A 19,404-nucleotide genomic window follows, 5' to 3' on the forward strand; every position below is an offset into this window, starting at 1 on the left:
CGCGCCTCCTCACGCCTGCGCGTCGCGGCGGGTGAACAGAAGCCGCGCCGTCAGAACAAGGATCAGGATCGCCCCCTGCGCGCCGATCTGCCAATCGGGCGACAGCCGCAGGAAGCTCAGGAACGAGGCCGCCAGCGTCAGCGTCAGGGCCCCGATCACCGCGCCCACCGGGCTGACCTTGCCGCCGGTGAACTCGCCGCCGCCAAGGATCACCCCGGCAATGCTCAGTAGCGTGTAGCGCAGCGCGATATTGGCATCGGCCGAGGTCGTCAGCCCGACCAGCGCCATGCCGGCAAACACCCCGAAGAGCCCCGCCAGCCCGTAGGCCAGCGCCTTCAGGCGCACCACTGGCCAGCCCGCGCGCTGCACCGAGCGGGCGTTGCCGCCGACCCCGCGCAGAACCGTGCCCAGCCCCGATCGGATGATCAGCAGATGGGTCACCACTGCGATGATCACCGAGGCGCAGACCGCCATGGGGATGTAGGGCGGCTTGACGGTCATCAGCGTGCGCAGCCAGCCGGGGCTCGCGCCGCCGGGCGACGGCAGGATGAACAGCGCCAGCCCGCCCCAGACGAAGGACATGCCCAGCGTCACCACGATGGCCGGCAGATCAAGCGCATGGATCACCGCGCCAAGCGCGGCGTAGCACAGCACCAGCGCCAGCAGGACCAGCACCCCAAGCATCGGGCTGTCGTTGAGGAAGGTCGCCGTCACGCAGGCCACCAGCGACACGAAGGCGCCGAGCGAGAGGTCGATGTCGTTGACCATGATGATCATCATCTGCGCGATGGTGGCCAGCGCGATCGGCACCGCGAGATTGAACAGCAGGTTCAGCCCGAAGTAGCTCATCGCCCGCGGCTGCATGTAGAAGGTCGCCGCCAGCAGCACCGCCAGCGAGACCACGGGCAGCAAGATCCGGTATTTCGCGAAAAACCCCATATCAGGCCCCTTCCATCTCGAACGAAGCCTCAAGGATGCGCTCCTCGGTGATCTGCGCGCCGGTCAGTTCGGCAGAGATCTCGCCGTTGCGGAAGACAAAGACGCGGTCACACTGGCAGACCTCTTCGGTCTCGGTCGAATACCAAAGGAAGGTACGGCCCTTGGCGGCCTCGGCGCGGATCATGGCATAGACGTCCTGTTTGGTGCCCACGTCGACGCCGCGCATGGGATCGTCCATCACCACAACCGGGGCGGCGGAGGCGAGCGCGCGGGCGAAAAGCACCTTTTGCTGGTTGCCGCCCGAGAGCGACAGGATGGGGTTGGTCACGTCCTCGGTGCGGATGCCGATGCGCTTTTTCCAATCCGCGACGATCTCGGCCTCGCGGGTCCGATCGACCATCCCGCGCCGCGCGATCTGCGGCAGGATCGAGATCGAGGCATTGCGCAGGATCGACCACAGCGGCAATACGCCATCCCTGCCCCGGTCCCCGGCGACAAAGACCATGCCCGCATCGCGCGGGCTGCGCCACGACGAGGTGGCGGCAAGGTAAAGCCGGGCCAGCGCCTCGGCCTGGCCATGGCCCGCCAGCCCCGACAGCCCGACAATCTCGCCCTTGCGGGCGCTCAGCCCTTCGGCGCTGCGCACCACCTCTTCGCCGTGGCTGCGGGCGGTTTCGGTGCTCGCGCCCTCGGCAGCCACATGGCCCATGGCATCCACCAGCCCCTGCCGGGTGAAGCCCCCGGCGGGTTTCTCGGCCACCACCTTGCCGTCCTTCATCACGAGGATGCGGGTGGCGACCTCGAAGATCTCGCCCAGCATGTGCGAGATGAAGATCACCGCGCCGCCCTGCGCGCAGAATGTCTTGATGTGGGCCAAAAGCTGATCGGCGATGCCGGCATCCAGCGACGAGGTGGGCTCGTCGAGGATAACCAGCTTCGCCTCGGTGCCGCGCGGGGCAAAGCCGATGGCGATCTCGACCATCTGCCGCTCGGCGATGGTCAGCGTGTCGACCGGCGCGTCGGCGTCGATGCCGTGACCGGGAAAGACCTGATCCAGCGCCGCGCGGATCTCGGCCCGCGCTGCGGCGCGCCAGTTGATGCCCTTCAGCCGCGAATGCGAGATGCGCAGGTTCTCGGCCACCGTCAGGTTCGGGCAAAGCGACAGTTCCTGAAACACCGAGCGCACCCCGGCGGCCAATGCGCTGGCAGCGCCGGAGGCCGGAAAGGTGACGGTTCCCGAGGAGGGCGCGAGCCCGCCATTGACCACGTTGACGAGCGTGGATTTCCCGGCACCGTTGTGGCCGACAAGGCCAAGGCAGTCGCCGGGAGAGATGGACAGGCTCACGCCATCGAGCGCCCTGACCGGACCAAAGTGCTTGGCGGCCTCGGTCAGAGCGACGATCGGCGCAGCCGTGGGGGCTGCTGTACTCATAGGTGCTTACATCGCCTCGGAGATCACGGCCTTGGCATCTTCGAGCGTGTAGACCGTATTGGCCACCGAGCCCTCGGGCGTGTTCTCCAGCGCCTCGTCCAGCGTGTCCTGCGTCACCTTCAGGAAGGGCACGGTCAGGTCCTTGGGCACCTCGGCGCCGTCCAGCACCTGCTGCGCCACCCAGAACGCCAGCGAGGCCACACCGGGCGCGATCGACAGCGACATGGTCTCATAGCCATTGGCGTCGCGCTGTTCGGCCCACCATTGCATCTCGTCCTGACGGTTGCCGAGCACGATCAGCGGGGTGTCGCGACCTGCGGCCTTGAACGCCTGTGCCGCGCCGTAGCCGTCGCCGCCCTGTGTCACCACGCCGACCACATCGGGCAGCGAGGGCAGCACGCCCGCCACGGCCTTCTGCGCCACGTCCTGCGCCCAGTCCCCGTGCACCGAGCCGACGATCTCGAACTGGTCGTTCTCGCTCACGCCTTCTTCGATCCCGGCGTGGATCTCGTCATCCACGAAAACCCCGGCAAGGCCGCGGATCTCCAGCAGGTTGCCGCCCTCGGGCAGACGGGACGCAAGGTATTCGACCTGCTCTTTGCCCATCGCCTTGAAGTCCACGGCGATGCGCCATGCGCAGGGCGCGGTGACGATGCCGTCGAAGCTGACCACGGTGACACCCGCGTTGCAGGCCTCTTCCACCGCGCCATTCAGTGCCGTCGGCGAGGCGGCGTTGAGGATGATCGCGTCATAGCCCTGCAGGATCATGTTCTGGATCTGCGCTGCCTGTTCCGTGGCTTGGTTCTCGGAGGTGGTATAGGCATCCGCTGCGGCGACGACGCCCTCGTCCACCGCCTGCGCGCCGACCTCCTCGAAGGTCTGCAACATTGCCTGACGCCACGAGTTGCCCGCGTAGTTGTTCGACAGCGCAATGCGCTTGTCGGAGGTGTCGGCAAATGCGCCGCCTGCCGCCATGGCAAGCCCTGCCGCGCCGAGCAGCATCATTGTCTTGGTCATTTTCCCTCCCATGCGCCCTATTCCGGGCGCTCACTGGATGCCCGTCCTCCACGGGCCCGCTCATGCTGCCGCCACGGAAGCCGCCCGTAAAGTGTGCATCCCGCAGATCGCTTGCGGGGAACCGCAGGAAGACTGCGGGAAAAGGTGTTTTCTTCTGCGCCGGATCGCGCCATCTTGCGGAGACGCGCAAGAGGAGGCGCGGCGGGAGGGATCATGAAATCAGCGCAAGCGGCCATGGCCGCGCAAGGGGCCATCGTGCCCGACGCGAGCTTTGCGCCCGCGCCGGACCCGGATGTGCACCCTGTCTTTGAACGGATCGCGGCGCGGCTGTCCGACGAGGTCGAGATCAGCGCGGCGCTGGCGGCCATCGCGCCGCTGATCGCCGAGGTGATCCCCTTCACCCATGCCGACATCTGCCTGCACGACAGCCCCGGCTGGGTGGTCAGTTACGAAGCGGGGATAGAGACGCGCTGGTCGCAGCGTCGCACGCGGGTGCACTACTCGCCGGTGCGCGACCTGCTGCAGGGCCGCTGCGATCTGATGCTCAGCGCCAACGCCATGGAGGATCCGCGTTACACTTTCCCCGGCGCCTGCTGCGAGCCGATCCTCAATCACCGGCTGCGCGCCCGGATCAACGTGCCGCTGCGGGTGATGGGCGCGGTCATCGGCACGCTCAATATCTCGCACGAAACCGAAGGCTTCTATGGCCCCCAACACGTGCCGGTGCTGCGGCACCTTGGCAACCTTGTCGCACCTTGGTTCCACGCGCTGCACGCGGCCCGCTCGGCGCAGCAGGCGGCCCGCCTCCGCGCCGCGGCACAGGACGAGGCCGAGGGGCTGCGACAGGGCGCATTGGAACTCACCCAGACGCTCGAGCAAGAGCGTCAGCGCGTCGGCATGGATCTGCACGACCAGACCCTCGCCGACCTGACACGCATCCTGCGCGATCTCACCGGTGATGCCCCGCTGGACCGCGATATGCTGGCCGAACGGGTGACCGACACGATCGACGACCTGCGCGCGCTGATCGACACGGCAGTGCCGACGCTGCTCGATCTGTTCGGCTTCGCCCATGCGGTGCGCGTGCATCTGGAACGCGCGGTCGGGCCAGAACCGGTGGAAGTGGACGTCGAGGACGAGACCGACGGCGCGCCGGACCGGCTTGGCTCCACCGCGCGCACGGCGCTGTTTCGCATCACCCAAGAGGCGATCAACAATGCCGCCCGCCACGCCGAGGCGCGCCGTATTCTCGTCACCGTATGTTTCGAGCCGACCAACCGGCTGCGCGTCAGCATCAGCGACGACGGCACGGGCATCGGTCCCGAGGTGGGCCGCCGCTCGGGGCTGTCGCATCTGCGCACCCGCGCCCGGCTCATCGGCGCCGATCTGGAAATCGTGGCGGATCGCGGCACTCGCGTCACCGTCACCCTCGCGGAAACCCAAGAATGAAAGTCCTGTCCCAATGAAAGTCTTGCTTGTCGAGGACGACCAGTTTCACGCCTCCTACCTGCAGGACGCGCTTGCCGAGGCTCTGCCCGAGGTGACCGAAATGCTGCATGCCTCAAACGGTGCCGCCGGCGAGGCCGAAGCGCGTTCGGCGCGGATCGAGGCTGTGATCATGGATCTGCAGATGGACGGCCGCAACGGCATCGAGGCCGCGCGGGCGATCTGGGCCGAACGGCCGGGCACGCGCATCCTCTTTTGGTCGAACTATTCCGACGAGGCCTACCTGCGCGGCATCTCCCGCATCGTGCCCGAGGACAGCGCCTATGGCTACGTGCTGAAAACCGCCACCCGCGAGCGGCTGAAACTGGCGCTGCGCGCGGTGCTGCTGGAGGGGCAGATCATGGTCGACCGAGAGATTCACCGCCTGCAGCGCCGCAGCGCCTCGCCGCGCAATGCGCTCGATGACAGCGAATATGCTGTGCTGCTGGATCTGGCGCTGGGGCTGCAGGACAAGCTCATCGCCGAGCGCCGCGGGATGTCGCTGCGGACGGTGCAGAACCGGCTGCTGTCGCTCTATGACAAGCTGGGGGTGGATGGCGAGGACATGGGCCCGGCGCTCAACAAGCGGGTCAAGGCGCTGTCGCGGGCCTTCACCACGCGTACGCTGAACGTCGAGACGCTGGAGAGCGCGCAGCGCGATTACGAGCGCTGGCTGGCAGGGCGGGCAAGGTCGGTGCACTAAGGTGCCACGGGAGCCGGGCGGGCGCCGGCCCGTGGGGTGGCGCGGCAACGGTCAAGTTCGGCGCTTTATCCCCGCCAAGTCCGGACGACATCTGAGCGTTGTGCATCGACACCAAAGCGCCAGCCCGCCGGGACGGGCCGGCGCTCGCCCGGCGGCTTCGCCTTGTTTCCGGGCGGAGCAGCGCTTCGATCTCCTGTCGCCCTCCTCGCGCAAGGATCAGCCGCCCCTCACACACCCCCTTGGCGCAACCGTCCGGCAAGGCTACACCGACCTTCCCAAGACCCAGAGGAGGCCGCCCCCGTGTTGACCAAGCCCGTGGACACCCAGACCCGCATCGCCAGCACCATCGCGCGTGAAATTCAGGCCAGCCCCAAGCAGGTGACGGCGGCGGTCGAACTGCTCGACGGCGGAGCTACGGTGCCGTTCGTGGCGCGCTACCGCAAAGAGGTCACCGGCGGACTCGACGACACGCAGTTGCGCAACCTCTCGGAACGGCTCACCTATCTGCGCGAAATGGAAGCGCGCCGCACCGCTATTCGCGACTCGATCAAGGAACAAGGCAAGCTGACGGGCGCGCTGGAGAAGTCCATTGCCAGTGCCGAGACCAAGGCCGCGCTGGAAGACATCTACCTGCCCTACAAGCCCAAGCGCCGCACCCGCGCGATGATCGCCCGCGAGAACGGGCTGGAGCCGCTGCTGCGCGCCATCGAAGCAGACCGCAGCGCCGACCCCGCCAAGCTGGCCGAAGGCTATCTGAGCGAGAACGTCGTGGACGCGAAGAAGGCCCTCGAGGGAGCCCGCGACATTCTCGGCGAGGAGCTGACCGAGAACGCGACCCTTCTGGGCAACCTGCGCGAGTTCATGCGCGCCGAGGCGTTCATCTCGGCCAAGGTCGCGCCGGGCAAGGAGCAGGAAGGCGCCAAATTCTCCGACTATTTCGACCACCGCGAGAAATGGGCCGATATACCGTCGCACCGCGCGCTGGCGATCCTGCGCGCCTCGAAGGAAGAGGTGGTCACCGTCGACATCGCGCCGGACCCCGAGACCTCGACCCGCCGCGGCGAGGATATCGTGGCCACCGCCATCGGTATTCGCGGCGACGGGCCGGGCGACAAATGGCTGCGCGGCGTCGCCGACTGGACGTGGCGGGTGAAGCTGAGCCTGTCGATGTACGTCGACCTGATGACAGAGCTGCGCCGCCGCGCCCATGAAGAGGCCATCGCGGTCTTTGCCCGCAACCTCAAGGATCTGCTGCTTGCCGCCCCGGCCGGGAGCAAGGCGACGCTGGGCCTCGATCCGGGCATCCGCACCGGGGTGAAATGCGCCGTGGTGGACGCCACCGGCAAGCTTCTGGATACGGCGACGATCTATCCCTTCCAGCCAAAGAATGACACGCGCGGCGCCACCGCTACGCTGCTCGATCTGATCGCGCGGCATGGCATCGAGTTGATCGCAATCGGCAACGGCACCGCCAGCCGCGAGACCGAGCGCCTTGTCGGCGACGTGCTGAAGGCGCTGCCCGCAAGCGTGACGAAGCCGACCAAGGTGGTTGTCTCGGAGGCTGGCGCGTCGGTCTACTCGGCCTCGGAAACGGCAGCCAAGGAATTCCCAGACCTCGACGTCAGCTTGCGCGGCGCCGTGTCTATCGCCCGCCGCCTGCAGGACCCGCTGGCCGAACTGGTGAAGATCACGCCGCAGAGCATCGGCGTCGGCCAGTACCAGCACGACGTCGACCAGCGCAAACTGGCGCAAACGCTGGAGGCGGTGGTCGAAGACGCGGTGAACGCCGTCGGCGTCGATCTCAATACCGCCTCGGCGCCGCTGCTGGCGCATGTGGCGGGCCTTGGCCCGTCGCTGGCACACTCCATCGTCAGCCACCGCGACAGCACCGGCGCCTTCCCCTCGCGCAAGGCGCTGCTGAAGGTGGCGGGGCTGGGGCCCAAGGCCTTCGAACAATGCGCCGGGTTCCTGCGCATCCGCGACGGGATCGAGCCGCTCGACGCCTCCTCGGTGCACCCCGAAGCCTATGGCGTGGCGCGCAAGATCGTCTCTGCCTGCGGGCGTGACATTCGGCAGATCATGGGGCAGCCGCAGGCGCTCAAGGGGCTGCGCGCCGAAGAGTTCGTCGACGGCGCCTTCGGTCTGCCGACGGTGCGCGACATCCTGTCGGAGTTGGAAAAGCCCGGCCGCGACCCGCGGCCCGACTTCGTCACCGCCAGCTTCACCGATGGCGTGGAAGAGATCACCGACCTGCGCCCCGGCATGATGCTGGAAGGCACGGTGACCAACGTCGCGGCCTTTGGCGCCTTCGTCGACATCGGTGTGCATCAGGATGGGCTGGTGCACGTCAGCCAGCTTGCGGACCGCTTTGTGAAGGACCCGCATGAGGTGGTGAAGGCAGGCGACGTGGTGAAGGTGCGCGTCACCGAGGTGGACGTGCCGCGCAAGCGCATCGGGCTGTCGATGCGCAAGGATGGCAGCGGTCGCGAGGCCGCGCAGGAGCGGCGCGGACAGCCCGACAAGGGCCGCGGCAGCAAGGGTGGACCGAAGGGCGGCCCCAAGGGAGGCGCGGGCAAAGGCCCGCGCGGCCCGATGAGCAGCGGCCCCAAAGGGGGCGCCGATGGCGGTCAGGGCGCGCTCGGCGCGGCGCTGATGGATGCGATGAAGAAGAAGCGCTGACAGGGCGCCAAAGCGCCGCCGGAGCAAGCCGCGCCTGACGGTGACGTGGCCCAGCGTTCAGCTGTGTCTTCGATTGGCGGTCGCTGCGACGGGCCGCCAATCGCATCCCGCAGGGCTCTGGCAAACGCCCGCCAAGAGCGACAGGCCGTTGCGGAGCCCGCCTCGCCCCGCTCTAGGCTCCCGATTTCGATCTCAGCGCGCCAGCCCCTGCTCTGCCAGCCAGCGTGCCGAGGGCAGGATTTGCGCAGGGTCGCGCAACTCTAGGATAAGCCGCGCCTGCCCCTCGAGTGGAGCAACCGCGTCGAACACCGCGCCCCAGTGGATCGAGCCCTGCCCAATACCCCAGTGGCGATCGGCGTAGCCATCGGCGTCCTGCAGATGAACGTGGCGGAGCCGGTCGCCGGCGCGGCGGATGTAGTAATCGACCGGCGGCGCCCCGTTCGACCCGTGCGCGTAATGCGCATGGCCCGTGTCCATCGAAACCGCCACCGCTGCCGGGCTGTCGAAGCTGTCCGCAAGCTGGCAGCGTGCATCGGGGTCGATGTCTTCGATGTTCTCGATCACTAGGGTCGTGCCGATCTCACCGGCGCGTTTAACCGCCGGGGCCAGCGTCTCATGCGCCAGTTCGACCATCCGCGCCCGGGCGCCCGGATAATTGTCGAGGTTGTTGTAATCCCACGTCGTATAGGGGCTATGGATCACCATCTGCGTCGCCCCCAGCGCGGCGCATACGTCAAGCCCCTGCAGCATGCGGCGCGTCACGATTGCCCGCACCTCGACATCGGGGCTGGCCAGACTCAGCCCCCAGAACGGACCATGGATGCCCAGCCGTCCCGTGTGGCCATCCAACAGCCGTCTGGCACGCTCCACCAGCGGTTGCCAATCACCGGTGAGAACTTCGGCATTGGTGAAATCCTGCAGTTCGATGTCGCGCTGGTCGGCGATCAGCCAGTCGCGCAGCGTCTCGAGCGTGTCGAGCGGCATCGCCGCTCCGAGAAGGGGAAGGGTCATGTCAGCGGTCCTGTCATCGGCGCGCAGGCCCTGTGGCCCACGCTGTCGACCCCGATCTAGAGTCCCGCAATGACAGCGGCGTAACACCTCGTTGCGCGGCGCCATGGCGCATAGCCCCCGGCGCCGCGCGGAGGCTCAAAGATAGCTCTGCAGCATCTCCATATCCGCCTCAGTCAGCGCCACGCCCTTCTCTTCCGCCTCGGCGCGGATCGTCGTGCGGCGGTCGCCGGGCAAGCGCTCTTGTCCGGCGGCGCGCACCGTGTCCGAGAGCGCAGCAACCCGGCCTGCGAAGCCATGGCTGCCGCCATGCTCGGGGTCCATCACCAGCAGGAACTGCCCGGTGAGCGGGATTTTCGCCCCCTCATGCTGCGACCAGTCGACCTCGGTCGAGAAGGCACCGCCGGTGAACGCGGCGGCGAGGATCTCGATGGTCATGGCGATCGACGCGCCCTTGTGACCGCCGAAGGGCAGCAGCGCGCCGCCGTTCAGGATTGCGTTCGGGTCATTTGTCGGCTGGCCGTCGGCGTCAACACCAGTACCCGGTTTCAGCTCATGCCCCTCAAGCGCAGCGATCTGCACGTCGCCATGCGCCAGCGCGCTCGCCGCCTGATCCCAGACATAGGGCGCCTGCCCCGCGCGCGGCGCGGCAAAGGCCATCGGGTTGGTGCCGAAGACCGGCGTCTTGCCGCCCGGCGGCACCACCACCGCCATGGAATTGACCACGCTCAGCGCAACCAGCCCGTCCTCGGCGAAGGGTTCCACATCCGGCCAAAGCGCACTGAAATGCTGCGAATTGCGGATCGCCAAGGCCGCCACCCCCTCGGCCCGCACTTTCGAGACCAGAAGATCGCGCGCCTCGGCCAGCGCGACCTGCGCAAACCCGCCCCGTGCATCGACACGGATCAGCGTGCCGCCATCCTGATCAATCACCGGCATCGCCGACGGGTTGCCCCAGCCGCTTCGCAGCGTCGAGACGTAGCCCGGAATTCGGAACACCCCGTGGCTGAGCCCGCCATCACGCTGGCAGGTGGCGCAATTGCGCGCCAGCACCTGCGCCACCCGTTGCGGCAGCCCCTGCGCTTCGAAGATCCGCGCAAGCAGATCGACCAGTTCGGAAAATGGAAGTCTGACCTCGCTCATGCCGCAAGCTCCCGGCTGACCAGTTCCACCCAATAGCGCATGCCGGGCAGGATCGCGTCGTCGTTGAAGTTGTACGCCGGGTTATGCAACTCAGCGCTGTCGCCGTTGCCGTACCAGACGATGGCGCCGGGGCGCTGTTCGAGCATGTAGGAGAAATCCTCCGAGCCCATCATCCGGTCGCAATTGTCATCGACGTTCTCGGCACCAACCACGGCCGAGGCCGCGCCCACGGCGACCGCTGCCTTGGCTGCGTCGTTGGCGGTGACAGGATAGCCCGGACGCCAGTCAAGTTCGGCCGCGCAGCCGAACTGTTCGGCCCCGGCGTTGAGCAGACGGCGCAGGTGGCCTTCGATCTCGGCGCGGGTCTCGGGGTTCATCGTGCGGATGGTGCCGCCGAAGGTGGCACTGTCGGGGATCACATTGAGCGCGCGGCCCGATCCGGCCTCGAGGTAGGTGATCGACACCACCACCTGATCGAACGGATCGGAAAAGCGCGACACCAGCGTCTGCGCCGAGGCGATGAGATGTGCCGCCGCGACCACGGGATCGATCGACATGGTCGGCGCTGAAGCATGACCGCCGCGCCCTGTGACGGTCACCACAAAGCGATCCCCCGCCGCCATCAGCGGGCCGGGGCGCGTGGCGAACTGGCCCACCGGAAGGCCCGGCTTGTTGTGCATGGCGTAGACGCTGTCGATCCCGAAACGCTCCAGCAGCCCCTCCTCGATCATCGTGCGGGCTCCGGCGCCGCCCTCTTCGGCGGGCTGGAAGATCAGCGCCACGGTGCCGGCGAAATCGCGGGTCTGGCACAGGTGTTGCGCGGCGGCGAGCAGCGTCGCCGTGTGCCCGTCGTGGCCGCAGGCGTGCATCATGCCGGGGATCTTCGACGCGTAAGGAAGGTTGGTCTTCTCGTCCATCGGAAGCGCGTCCATGTCGGCGCGCAGGCCGATCACCGGCCCCGCGCCCTTGCCGCCCTTGATCAGCGCCACGATGCCGGTCTTGGCGATGCCCGTGGTGATCTCGTCAACGCCAAAGCCCCTGAGCTTGTCTTCGACGAAGGCGGCGGTGGTGTGCAGATCGTACAGAAGTTCGGGCTGCTCGTGGATGCTGCGGCGCCAGTGCTTCGCGTCTTCGGCGATGCGGGCCATGTCGTCTGCGTGGGTCACGCGGGTCTCTCCTGTTGTCTCGATCCGGCGGCGTGAGCCCCCTTGCAGGACGGCCTTTCCAGATTGTTCGCATATGGTTGCAGATGCAGTCGGGAAGTCCAAGGCGATCAGAGCGAGTCTTCGACGCGAAAGCCCTCGGGAATCGCGTCGCGCCCCTCGAGCAGCAGATCGGCCATCACCTGCGCCACCTTCGGGGCCATGCCAAATCCGATCTTGAAGCCTCCGTTGGCGATGAACACCCCCTCGCGTCCCGGCCAAGCGCCCAGCATCGGCGCGCGGCTGCGCGCCCGCGGGCGCACCCCGGCCCAGCGTTCGATCACCTCGGCTCCGTCCAGCGCCGGCACGGCAAGCGCGGCGCGGGCAATGAGATCGTCGCATTGATCGTCGGTGGCGGTGGGATCGTCGAACTCCCGTTCGGAGGTCGAGCCAATCGCCACGGTACCGTCCGAATGCGGCACCACATGCAGACCACCGGCAAAGAGCTGTGGCACCTCGCCCGCGTCATAGCGCAGGCTCACCGACTGGCCCTTCACCCCGGTGCCCACCCGCTTGCCAAGCGCCTGCGACAGATCCTCCAGCCCACGCCAGCCCGCAGCCCAGAGCACCTGCCCGCGATCCTCTGCCTCGGGCACCACCTCCACACCATGCGCCGCCAGCGCGGCGACGAGCGCGGCGCAGGCACGGCGCGGGTTCATCCGCGCGGTCAGCGTGTCATGCACCAACAGCCCGGTCGGCGACACCGGTGCCCAAGCCCCCGCCTCCTCGGCCGCGATGACCTGCCACACCGCGTGGTCCCCCCAGAGCTGCCGCGCCGTCGCCTCGCGGCCGCGGGCAAGCTCCACCGCCTTGTCGTCCGCCAATGGCTGCAAGCGGCCAAGACGGCCATAGCCAGAGGAAATCCCGCCAGCCTCTTCGACGCCCTGCCAAAACCCGGCGGCCATCAGTAGGCTGTCAAACTGGAAGGCCTTCTTGGGGTTCCAGTTCTCGGGCACATGCGGCGCCAGCGCCCCAACCTGCCCGCCGCTGGACCCGGCCCCCGCGCCAATCGGATCGACCACCCGCACCTTCGCACCGCGCTGCACGCAGACCCATGCGATCGACAGGCCGAAAATGCCCGCCCCCCGCACCGTCACATCCACGCTGTTCTGCCCGCTTGCCATTCCGATCTCTCCGCTTCATGTAGGATCACAGTTCTAGGACAGGTGCGCAGAATGAGCCAGCCCGACACCCCCGAGTGGCGGGACGGAGACGTCCCGGTCTCGCCACGCTTCGACGACCCGTATTACTCGCTGGAAAACGGCCTTGCCGAGACCCGCCACACCTTTCTCGCGGGCAATGATCTGCCGACGCGGCTGGCCGATGGCTTTCAGGTCGCCGAGCTTGGCTTCGGCACCGGGCTGAACCTGCTGGCCACGCTGGCCCTGTGGCGCGAGGCGGGCGTGCCCGGCACGCTGCGCTTCACCAGCTTCGAGGCGTTTCCGCTGGGCGCCGAGGACATGCTGCGCGCGCAGGCCGCCTTTCCCGAGCTTTCGGAGATCGCCGCCGAGCTGGCCCCCCACTGGCAGCGGAACGCGCGCGAGATCACCCTGCCCGACCTGCAGTTCACCATGGTCGAGGGCGATGCGCGGCAGACCCTCCCGGCATGGCGGCAGCAGGCCGACGCGTGGTTCCTCGATGGATTCTCGCCCGCCAAGAACCCCGAGCTTTGGGGACCTGATCTGATGACCGAGGTCGCCCGCCACACCGCGCCGGGCGGCAGCGCCGCCACCTACACCGCCGCGGGGCACGTGCGCCGGGCACTGGCCGAAGCAGGCTTCGAGGTCAGCCGCCAGCCGGGCCACGGCCGCAAGCGGCATATGACCGTCGCCCGCATGCCGATCGCAGGGATGCCCTGAATGGCTCAGCAGAACACCCGCCTCGGCATCTGGCTGATGGTGCTGACCACCTTCATCTTCTCGGTGCAGGACGGGCTGTCGCGGCATCTGTCGGAGGCCACCAACGTCTACATGGTGACGATGGTGCGCTACTGGTTCTTTGCGCTTTTCGTGCTGACGCTGGCCTCGCGACACAAGGGCGGGCTGCGCGCCGCCGTCAAAAGCGGCCAGCCCATGCTGCAGGCCTTTCGCGGGGTGCTTCTGGTGCTGGAGATCTGCGTGATGGTCTCGGCCTTCGTCTACCTTGGCCTCGTCGAAAGCCACGCCGTCTTCGCCTGCTACCCGCTGCTCATCGCGGCGCTGTCGGGGCCGGTGCTGGGCGAAAAGGTCGGCTGGCGGCGCTGGACGGCGATCGGCATCGGCTTCGTCGGCATCCTGATCATCCTGCAACCCTCGGGCGGGGTATTCTCGCCGCTCGCCGCGATCCCACTTCTCGCGGCACTGATGTTCGCGCTCTACGGGCTGCTCACCCGCCGCGTGGCGCGCACCGACAGCGCCGCGACCTCGTTCTTCTGGACCGGCACCGTGGGCGTTGCCACCGCCACGCTGATCGGCATGTGGTTCTGGGAGCCGATGAGCGCACCGAACTGGGCGATGATGGCCGCGCTTTGCGTCACGGGCGCAGCGGGGCATTTCACGCTGATCAAATGCTACGAGGTGGCCGAGGCCTCTGCGGTGCAGCCCTTCGCCTACCTGCAACTGGTCTTCGCCTCGGCGCTCGGAATGCTGGCGTTCGGCGAGACCTTGCGACCCAATGTGGCGCTCGGTGCGGCGATCATCGTCTGCGCGGGCATCTTCACGCTGATCCGGGCCCGCAAGGCCGAACGCGGCTAGGCGCGTGCCTTCGGCAGCCGCGCCCGCCGCTGCAAGGGCTCCCCATCCAATCCCCGGCACTGCGGCAACGTGGGGGGAAAGTGCGCGCAAAGCCGCCCGCCCCCCTGCTTCTTCTCTTCAAAAATACGCACCCCCGGCATCGCCGCCCCACGCACCGCCCATCAGACGCGCAGCGTCGGCAGCCCCACACCGATCGGCAGGACCCGGCCATTCGACACGATGCCCTGTCCCGCCACGTAGCTGGCCTTTCGCGAGCGCAGGACGACAATCACACTGGTGGCCTCATCTTCCGAGCCGTAACGGTCGAGCGGGATCGCAGCGTGACAGGCGGCAATGATCACGGGCGCATGCACCACCATGGCGCGCTTGGCGCGAATGCCATCCGCGCCCAGCCCCACCGTCTGCCGCTGCGCCAACTGCATCACGCCGGGCTTCAAGCTGCCATAGCCCCTTGCAGTCTCGGCGCACGCAAGCCCGAGATCGAGGCGATGCTGACGCTGGCGCCCGCATTGTTCACCGGCGCGTCGAGACAGCCAAAGCCCTCGGCATCGCGGTCGATCATCGCCGCCTCGCGGCCCTCGTCCAAGACCTGCTTTGGGATGACAAGCCCGATGCCGCGTGGCGCGCCGCTGACGATGGCTGTTTTCTGGTCCATGGGTCCGCATCCCCTTCCCGCGCCCGTGCGGCGCAGGTGAAACCCGCGGGACAAACCCGGACGCCGCCAGCTTCTCAGCTTCGCCGACTTCGACCAGTGACAGAAACACCCGGACCGCGCGCCGACTGCTTGCCGCAGTTCGCGTGGGTCCATGCCGGTCGCTCCGCGCGAAGCCCCGCAGGGATCATCCGAAGCACACACAAAGAAAGGCCCCGCCTTGGCGGGGCCCGTCCATTCAGGGCGCCGAAAACCGCTTACTGCTGCGCCGGGATCTGCTGCACGAGGCCGCGGCTCAGCTCGCGTCCGAAGGTCTTGGCGGTGGTCTCCACGACCTCTTCCGGGGTCTCCTGATCGAGCCACATCGCTTCGACGTCCTTGACCAGCACGTCGGTCGTCTTGGCCGGGAAGAAGGTCTGCACCTTGTAGCCAAACCGGCCGTCCGCCACCGCGCCCGACACGGCGGTTGCAGCGTCGAAATAGGCCTTCACCACGCCGGTCGCCTCGGGATCGGTGGGGAAATTCTGCAGCGGGATCGACCAATAGCCCGGCCAGACCTTGGCGATATCAGCCGCGAAACGCTCCGACATGATCATGTCGAGCACCTGCGCCGCACCGTCGATGACGTCCGAACTGGCGTTGACCGACAGCGCGAAGGCGGCGCCGACCGAGTAGTTCGGATAGGCCACGTCGTCCGACAGTTGCGGGAAAGCGGCCCAGCCGATGTCATCGGCCTTTTCGCCGGTGAAATAGCTCATCGCCCACTGGAACGCGAAGGAGGGGGCAAAGAAGAACGGCGTCTGTTCATCCGCCAGCGCCGAGATCGAGCTGTCGAAGTTGAGCGAGAAATAGTCATCGCCGCCGAGGTAGCCGGCCTTGTAGTAGCGGTTCAGCTCTTCCATCGCCGCCAGCATCTGCGGGCTGTCGAAGCTGGCCTCGCCAGTGAGCATCTCTTCAAGCTCGGCGGGCGGCACGAACTGGTTGATGAAGGTCGAGGAGTAGTTCTCGTTGATCGGCTGCCAGCCGTTGTTGCCGACCGCCGAGGCGTACATGCCCATCTCTTGCGCGGCCTGCATGATCTCTTCCAACTCGGCGCCGGTCCGCGGGACCTCCCAGCCGTTCTCTTCGAGCACTTTGGCATTGTAGAACATGCCGTCCGAGACCAGCGACGGGGTCATGCAGTAAAGCCCGCCCTGCTGGGTGCAGGCCTGCATCGACGGCGCCACGATCCGGTCGGCCCAGCCGAACTGCTCGGCATAGGTGCTGAGGTCGGCCAGCTTGCCAGCCTTGGCCAGCGGCGACACCCACGACGGGCCGGAGGTGTAGACGATGTCGGGCCCCTCGCCCGCCATGACCGAAACGCGCACATCGTTGTCGACGTCGTTCTTGTACTCGATCACCAGATCATAAGCGTCCTGCGCCTCGTAGAAGGGCTGGACCAGCGTGGTCTCCAGCGCTTCGCGGTACTCGGGCGAGGCGCCCCAGAACCAGAGCGTGACGGTCTCGCGCGCCGCCGCTTGCAGCGGCAGCAGGGCGACGGTGGTGGCCAGAAGAGTAAATCGGGTGGAGCGGGTCATGGGAGGGGTCCTGTTGGGAGGTGGATTTTTTGGGAGGAGGTTAGACGCGCCGCAGGCGCTCGCCTTGGGCATCGAAGCTGAGGCAATGCCCGGGATCGGCCGAGAGCCTCAGCCTGTCACCCGGCGCGGGCCGCGCACCGCGGGTTTCGACGCAAAGACGGGTGCCGCCCGCGTCGAGATAGGAAAAGCCAAGGTTGCCGAGGTCCTCGGTAAACAGAACCGACGCCTCGATCGGCCCCTCGGGGTCGATACGCAGATGCTCGGGGCGGACGCCGATCTGTGCTGCGCCCTGCGGCGCCTGCGGCAGCGGCAGTCGCCCAACCTCCACGAGGTTGATCTTGGGCGAGCCGATGAACCCGGCGACGAATGCGTTGGCCGGGTCGTTGTAAAGGTCCAGCGGACGGCCCACCTGCTCGATCCGCCCGCCGTTCAGCACCACGATGCGGTCGGCCAGCGTCATCGCCTCGGTCTGATCATGGGTGACATAGATCATCGTGTTGCCCAGTTCGCGATGCAGCCGGGCGATCTCGATGCGCATCTCGACGCGCAACTCGGCATCAAGGTTCGACAGCGGCTCATCGAAGAGAAAGATCTCGGGGCTCCGGGCCAGCGCCCGACCGATGGCGACGCGCTGGCGTTGCCCGCCCGACAGCGCCGCGGGACGCCGATCAAGATAGGGCTCGAGACGCAGCAGCCGGGCGATCTCTTCGGCCCGCGCGCGGCGCTGCGATTTCGGAATGTTGCGGATCTTCAGCCCGAAGGCGATGTTCTCGGCCACCGTCAGATGCGGATAGAGCGCGTAGCCCTGAAACACCATGGCCACGTTGCGCTCGACCGGCGGCAGGCGCGTGGCGTCGTGCCCGGCGATCTCGATGCGGCCGGTGTCGATGCCCTCAAGCCCGGCAATCGTGCGTAGCAGCGTGGACTTGCCGCAGCCCGAGGGGCCGACGAAGACGATGAATTCGCCCGCCTCGACGGCGAGATCGAGGCCGCGGATCACTTCCGTCTCGCCATAGGATTTGCGGATCTCGGAGAGCGTCAACTGCGACATATGGGGCGGGTCATCCCTTGACGGCGCCGCGGGTGACCCCGTCGACGAACAGGCGTTGCATGAGAAGGAAGAAGATGAGCAGCGGCGCGATGACGATGACGGCGCCCGCCATCATCAGCGATTTATCGGCGGCGATCTCGCTGTTCATCGACAGGAAGGCGAGCATGACGGTGTAGCTCGACTGGCTTTGCTGGAAGGTCTGGGTGATCAGATATTCGTTCCACGCGTTGAAGCCGGTGAGGATCGCCACGGTGACAAGGCCGGGCCGCATCAGCGGCAGGATCACCAACCTGAAAACCAGCCAGTTGCCCGCGCCTTCCATGTAGGCGGCCTCATCCAGCGCCACCGGGATCGACAGCGCGAAGCTGCGCAGCAGCAGGATTGCCACCGGCAAGTTGACCGCCGACAGGATCACCGCCGTGGCCACCGGGTTCGAGACGAGGCCAAGCTTGGCGTAGACGAAGAACAGCGGAAACAGGAACAGCTGGATCGGCACCGCCACGGTGGCGAGGAAATACAGCATGATGATCCGCCAGCCACGCACCGCCTTGCGCGCCAGCGGCCATGCCGCCATCGCCGCGGTGCCCGTGGTCAGCGCCACGGTGACGGCGGTGATGATCACCGAGTTGACCAGCGCATGGCCGAACTGCCCTGTCGTCCACGCGCGGGCAAAGGCATCAAGGCTGGGGGCCTGCGGCAGCGCCAGCGGATTGCTGACGACCTCGGCATGGGTCTTCAGTGCGTTGAGTGTCATCAGTGCGAGGGGGAACAGCACCGCCGCCACCAGCAGCAGCAGGATCACCGAGCCCGCGTAGCGACCGGCGCGGCGCGGGGCATGAGGCTGCGCCACGCTCATTTCAGCGCCTCGCGGCTGACAAAGATGTAGGCGAAGGACGCAAGGATTCCGAACCCGCTCATCACCACCGCCACGGCGGCCGCTTTGCCCACTTCGAAAGTGCGAAAGGCAAAGCCATAGGCCAGCGTAGAGAGCATCTCCGTCGAGCCGGCGGGGCCGCCGCCGGTCATCAGGAAGACGTAGTCGAAGTTCAGAAAGCTCAGGATCGTGACCAGCGCCAGCAGCAGCGCCACCGTAGGCAGGATGTTGGGCAGCGTCACCTCGCGGAAGATTTGCCAGGCGTTGGCTCCTTCCAGATAGGCCGCTTCCAGCTGGTCCTCTGGTGTCTGGCGCATGGCGGCAAAGAGGATCACCGTCAGGTAGCCCCAGAAGCTCCAGATATTGACCGCCGCGACCGTGTAGAGCGCGGTGTCGGGATCGCCGAGCGGGTAGCCCACGGGGGTGATCGTGCGATCGACCCAGCCCAGAAGCCCGGCGTTGTTGTCGAGGATCACATTCATCCAGATGCCGACATTGGCGACCGGCGAGATCACGAAGGGCAGCAGGAAGATCGCCTGATAGACCGCCGCCGCCTTGCGCCGCGTCGTCAGCAGTGCCGAGACGAACAGGGCCAGCGCCATGGGAATGGTCAGAAAGATGATCAGCCAGCGACCGTTGTTGACCAGCGTGCGCCAGAAGCTTCGATCGTCGAACAGGTCGGCATAGTTCTCCAGCCCGATATACCATGGCTCCGAAACGCCATCCCAATCGGTGAGCGACATGGCGTAGGTCGCGATGGCCGGCAGCGCGATGACCGATACCGACAGAAGCAGCGCGGGCAGGCAGAACCAGAACAGGCTGGAATGATGTCTCGGACTGGCGCGCATGATGCGTCCGGCTCTCCTGTCGGGGAATCCTTGGGGTGGGCTTTGCGAGGTATTATTATTAA

The 19,404-nt window shown here is 67.2% G+C and carries 18 protein-coding genes; 5 read left to right on the plus strand and 13 right to left on the minus strand.

Annotated elements, in window-relative coordinates:
- Positions 1-9: 9 nt before the first annotated feature.
- The 3 genes from ACXAJT_RS13010 to ACXAJT_RS13020 are packed head-to-tail and all read right to left on the minus strand — an operon-like array spanning position 10 to position 3,388.
- Positions 10-939, minus strand: coding sequence for an ABC transporter permease (locus tag ACXAJT_RS13010; RefSeq protein WP_475235895.1), 930 nt, complete (start codon positions 937-939; stop codon positions 10-12).
- A gap of 1 nt (position 940) precedes the next feature.
- Positions 941-2,371: a sugar ABC transporter ATP-binding protein gene (locus tag ACXAJT_RS13015; protein ID WP_475235897.1), complete on the minus strand. Its 1,431-nt coding sequence runs from the start codon at positions 2,369-2,371 to the stop codon at positions 941-943.
- Positions 2,372-2,377: 6 nt separating this feature from the next.
- Positions 2,378-3,388, minus strand: coding sequence for a substrate-binding domain-containing protein (locus tag ACXAJT_RS13020; protein WP_475235899.1), 1,011 nt, complete (start codon positions 3,386-3,388; stop codon positions 2,378-2,380).
- 213 nt (positions 3,389-3,601) lie between these two features.
- On the opposite strand from ACXAJT_RS13020, the gene ACXAJT_RS13025 reads away from it, so the two are divergent.
- The 3 genes from ACXAJT_RS13025 (at position 3,602) to ACXAJT_RS13035 (ending at position 8,255) form a co-directional block, all read left to right on the plus strand.
- On the plus strand, positions 3,602-4,837 hold the full coding sequence (locus tag ACXAJT_RS13025; RefSeq protein ID WP_475235900.1) for a GAF domain-containing sensor histidine kinase: 1,236 nt from the start codon (positions 3,602-3,604) through the stop codon (positions 4,835-4,837).
- Between the two features lie 13 nt (positions 4,838-4,850).
- A complete protein-coding gene (locus tag ACXAJT_RS13030; protein ID WP_475235902.1) occupies positions 4,851-5,576 on the plus strand; it encodes a response regulator in 726 nt (241 codons plus the stop codon).
- A gap of 300 nt (positions 5,577-5,876) precedes the next feature.
- Entirely contained in the window at positions 5,877-8,255 is a 2,379-nt protein-coding gene (locus ACXAJT_RS13035) for a Tex family protein (RefSeq protein ID WP_475235904.1), read from the plus strand.
- Positions 8,256-8,447: 192 nt separating this feature from the next.
- Here ACXAJT_RS13035 and ACXAJT_RS13040 read toward each other — a convergent pair whose 3' ends face one another.
- The 4 genes from ACXAJT_RS13040 to ACXAJT_RS13055 form a co-directional block, all read right to left on the minus strand.
- The gene (locus tag ACXAJT_RS13040; protein WP_475235906.1) at positions 8,448-9,266 is read right to left on the minus strand and encodes a sugar phosphate isomerase/epimerase family protein; all 819 of its coding nucleotides are present in this window, start codon (positions 9,264-9,266) and stop codon (positions 8,448-8,450) included.
- 135 nt (positions 9,267-9,401) lie between these two features.
- Positions 9,402-10,406 carry an Ldh family oxidoreductase gene (locus tag ACXAJT_RS13045; protein WP_475235907.1) on the minus strand — a complete coding sequence of 335 codons (1,005 nt, stop codon included), beginning with the start codon at positions 10,404-10,406 and terminating at the stop codon, positions 9,402-9,404.
- Complete coding sequence (locus tag ACXAJT_RS13050; protein ID WP_475235908.1) at positions 10,403-11,572, minus strand: M20 aminoacylase family protein; 1,170 nt, start codon at positions 11,570-11,572, stop codon at positions 10,403-10,405. Before ACXAJT_RS13050 ends, ACXAJT_RS13045 begins: the two co-directional genes overlap by 4 nt.
- Positions 11,573-11,679: 107 nt before the next feature.
- The gene (locus tag ACXAJT_RS13055) at positions 11,680-12,732 is read right to left on the minus strand and encodes an NAD(P)/FAD-dependent oxidoreductase (RefSeq protein WP_475235910.1); all 1,053 of its coding nucleotides are present in this window, start codon (positions 12,730-12,732) and stop codon (positions 11,680-11,682) included.
- Positions 12,733-12,783: 51 nt separating this feature from the next.
- Between ACXAJT_RS13055 and mnmC2 the strand changes: the two genes are divergently transcribed.
- Positions 12,784-13,467, plus strand: coding sequence for a tRNA (5-methylaminomethyl-2-thiouridine)(34)-methyltransferase MnmC2 (gene mnmC2, locus ACXAJT_RS13060; protein WP_475235912.1), 684 nt, complete (start codon positions 12,784-12,786; stop codon positions 13,465-13,467).
- Entirely contained in the window at positions 13,468-14,340 is an 873-nt protein-coding gene (locus ACXAJT_RS13065) for a DMT family transporter (RefSeq protein ID WP_475235913.1), read from the plus strand.
- Between the two features lie 161 nt (positions 14,341-14,501).
- On the opposite strand, the gene ACXAJT_RS13070 is transcribed toward ACXAJT_RS13065, so the two are convergent.
- From ACXAJT_RS13070 to ACXAJT_RS13095, 6 genes are all read right to left on the minus strand, one after another.
- Positions 14,502-14,762, minus strand: coding sequence for a hypothetical protein (locus tag ACXAJT_RS13070; RefSeq protein ID WP_475235915.1), 261 nt, complete (start codon positions 14,760-14,762; stop codon positions 14,502-14,504).
- Positions 14,763-14,773: 11 nt separating this feature from the next.
- Positions 14,774-14,995: a hypothetical protein gene (locus ACXAJT_RS13075; protein ID WP_475235917.1), complete on the minus strand. Its 222-nt coding sequence runs from the start codon at positions 14,993-14,995 to the stop codon at positions 14,774-14,776.
- Positions 14,996-15,249: 254 nt separating this feature from the next.
- The gene (locus ACXAJT_RS13080) at positions 15,250-16,569 is read right to left on the minus strand and encodes an ABC transporter substrate-binding protein (RefSeq protein WP_475235920.1); all 1,320 of its coding nucleotides are present in this window, start codon (positions 16,567-16,569) and stop codon (positions 15,250-15,252) included.
- A 40-nt stretch (positions 16,570-16,609) separates the two neighbouring features.
- Positions 16,610-17,620, minus strand: coding sequence for an ABC transporter ATP-binding protein (locus ACXAJT_RS13085; protein ID WP_475235923.1), 1,011 nt, complete (start codon positions 17,618-17,620; stop codon positions 16,610-16,612).
- Between the two features lie 10 nt (positions 17,621-17,630).
- The gene (locus tag ACXAJT_RS13090) at positions 17,631-18,476 is read right to left on the minus strand and encodes a carbohydrate ABC transporter permease (protein ID WP_475235924.1); all 846 of its coding nucleotides are present in this window, start codon (positions 18,474-18,476) and stop codon (positions 17,631-17,633) included.
- Positions 18,473-19,342, minus strand: a complete 870-nt coding sequence (locus ACXAJT_RS13095; RefSeq protein WP_475235926.1) for a carbohydrate ABC transporter permease — start codon at positions 19,340-19,342, stop codon at positions 18,473-18,475. The genes ACXAJT_RS13090 and ACXAJT_RS13095 overlap by 4 nt, the downstream gene beginning before the upstream one ends.
- Between the last annotated feature and the right edge of the window lie 62 nt (positions 19,343-19,404).

The organism is Salipiger sp. ABF4_146 (assembly GCF_056161345.1).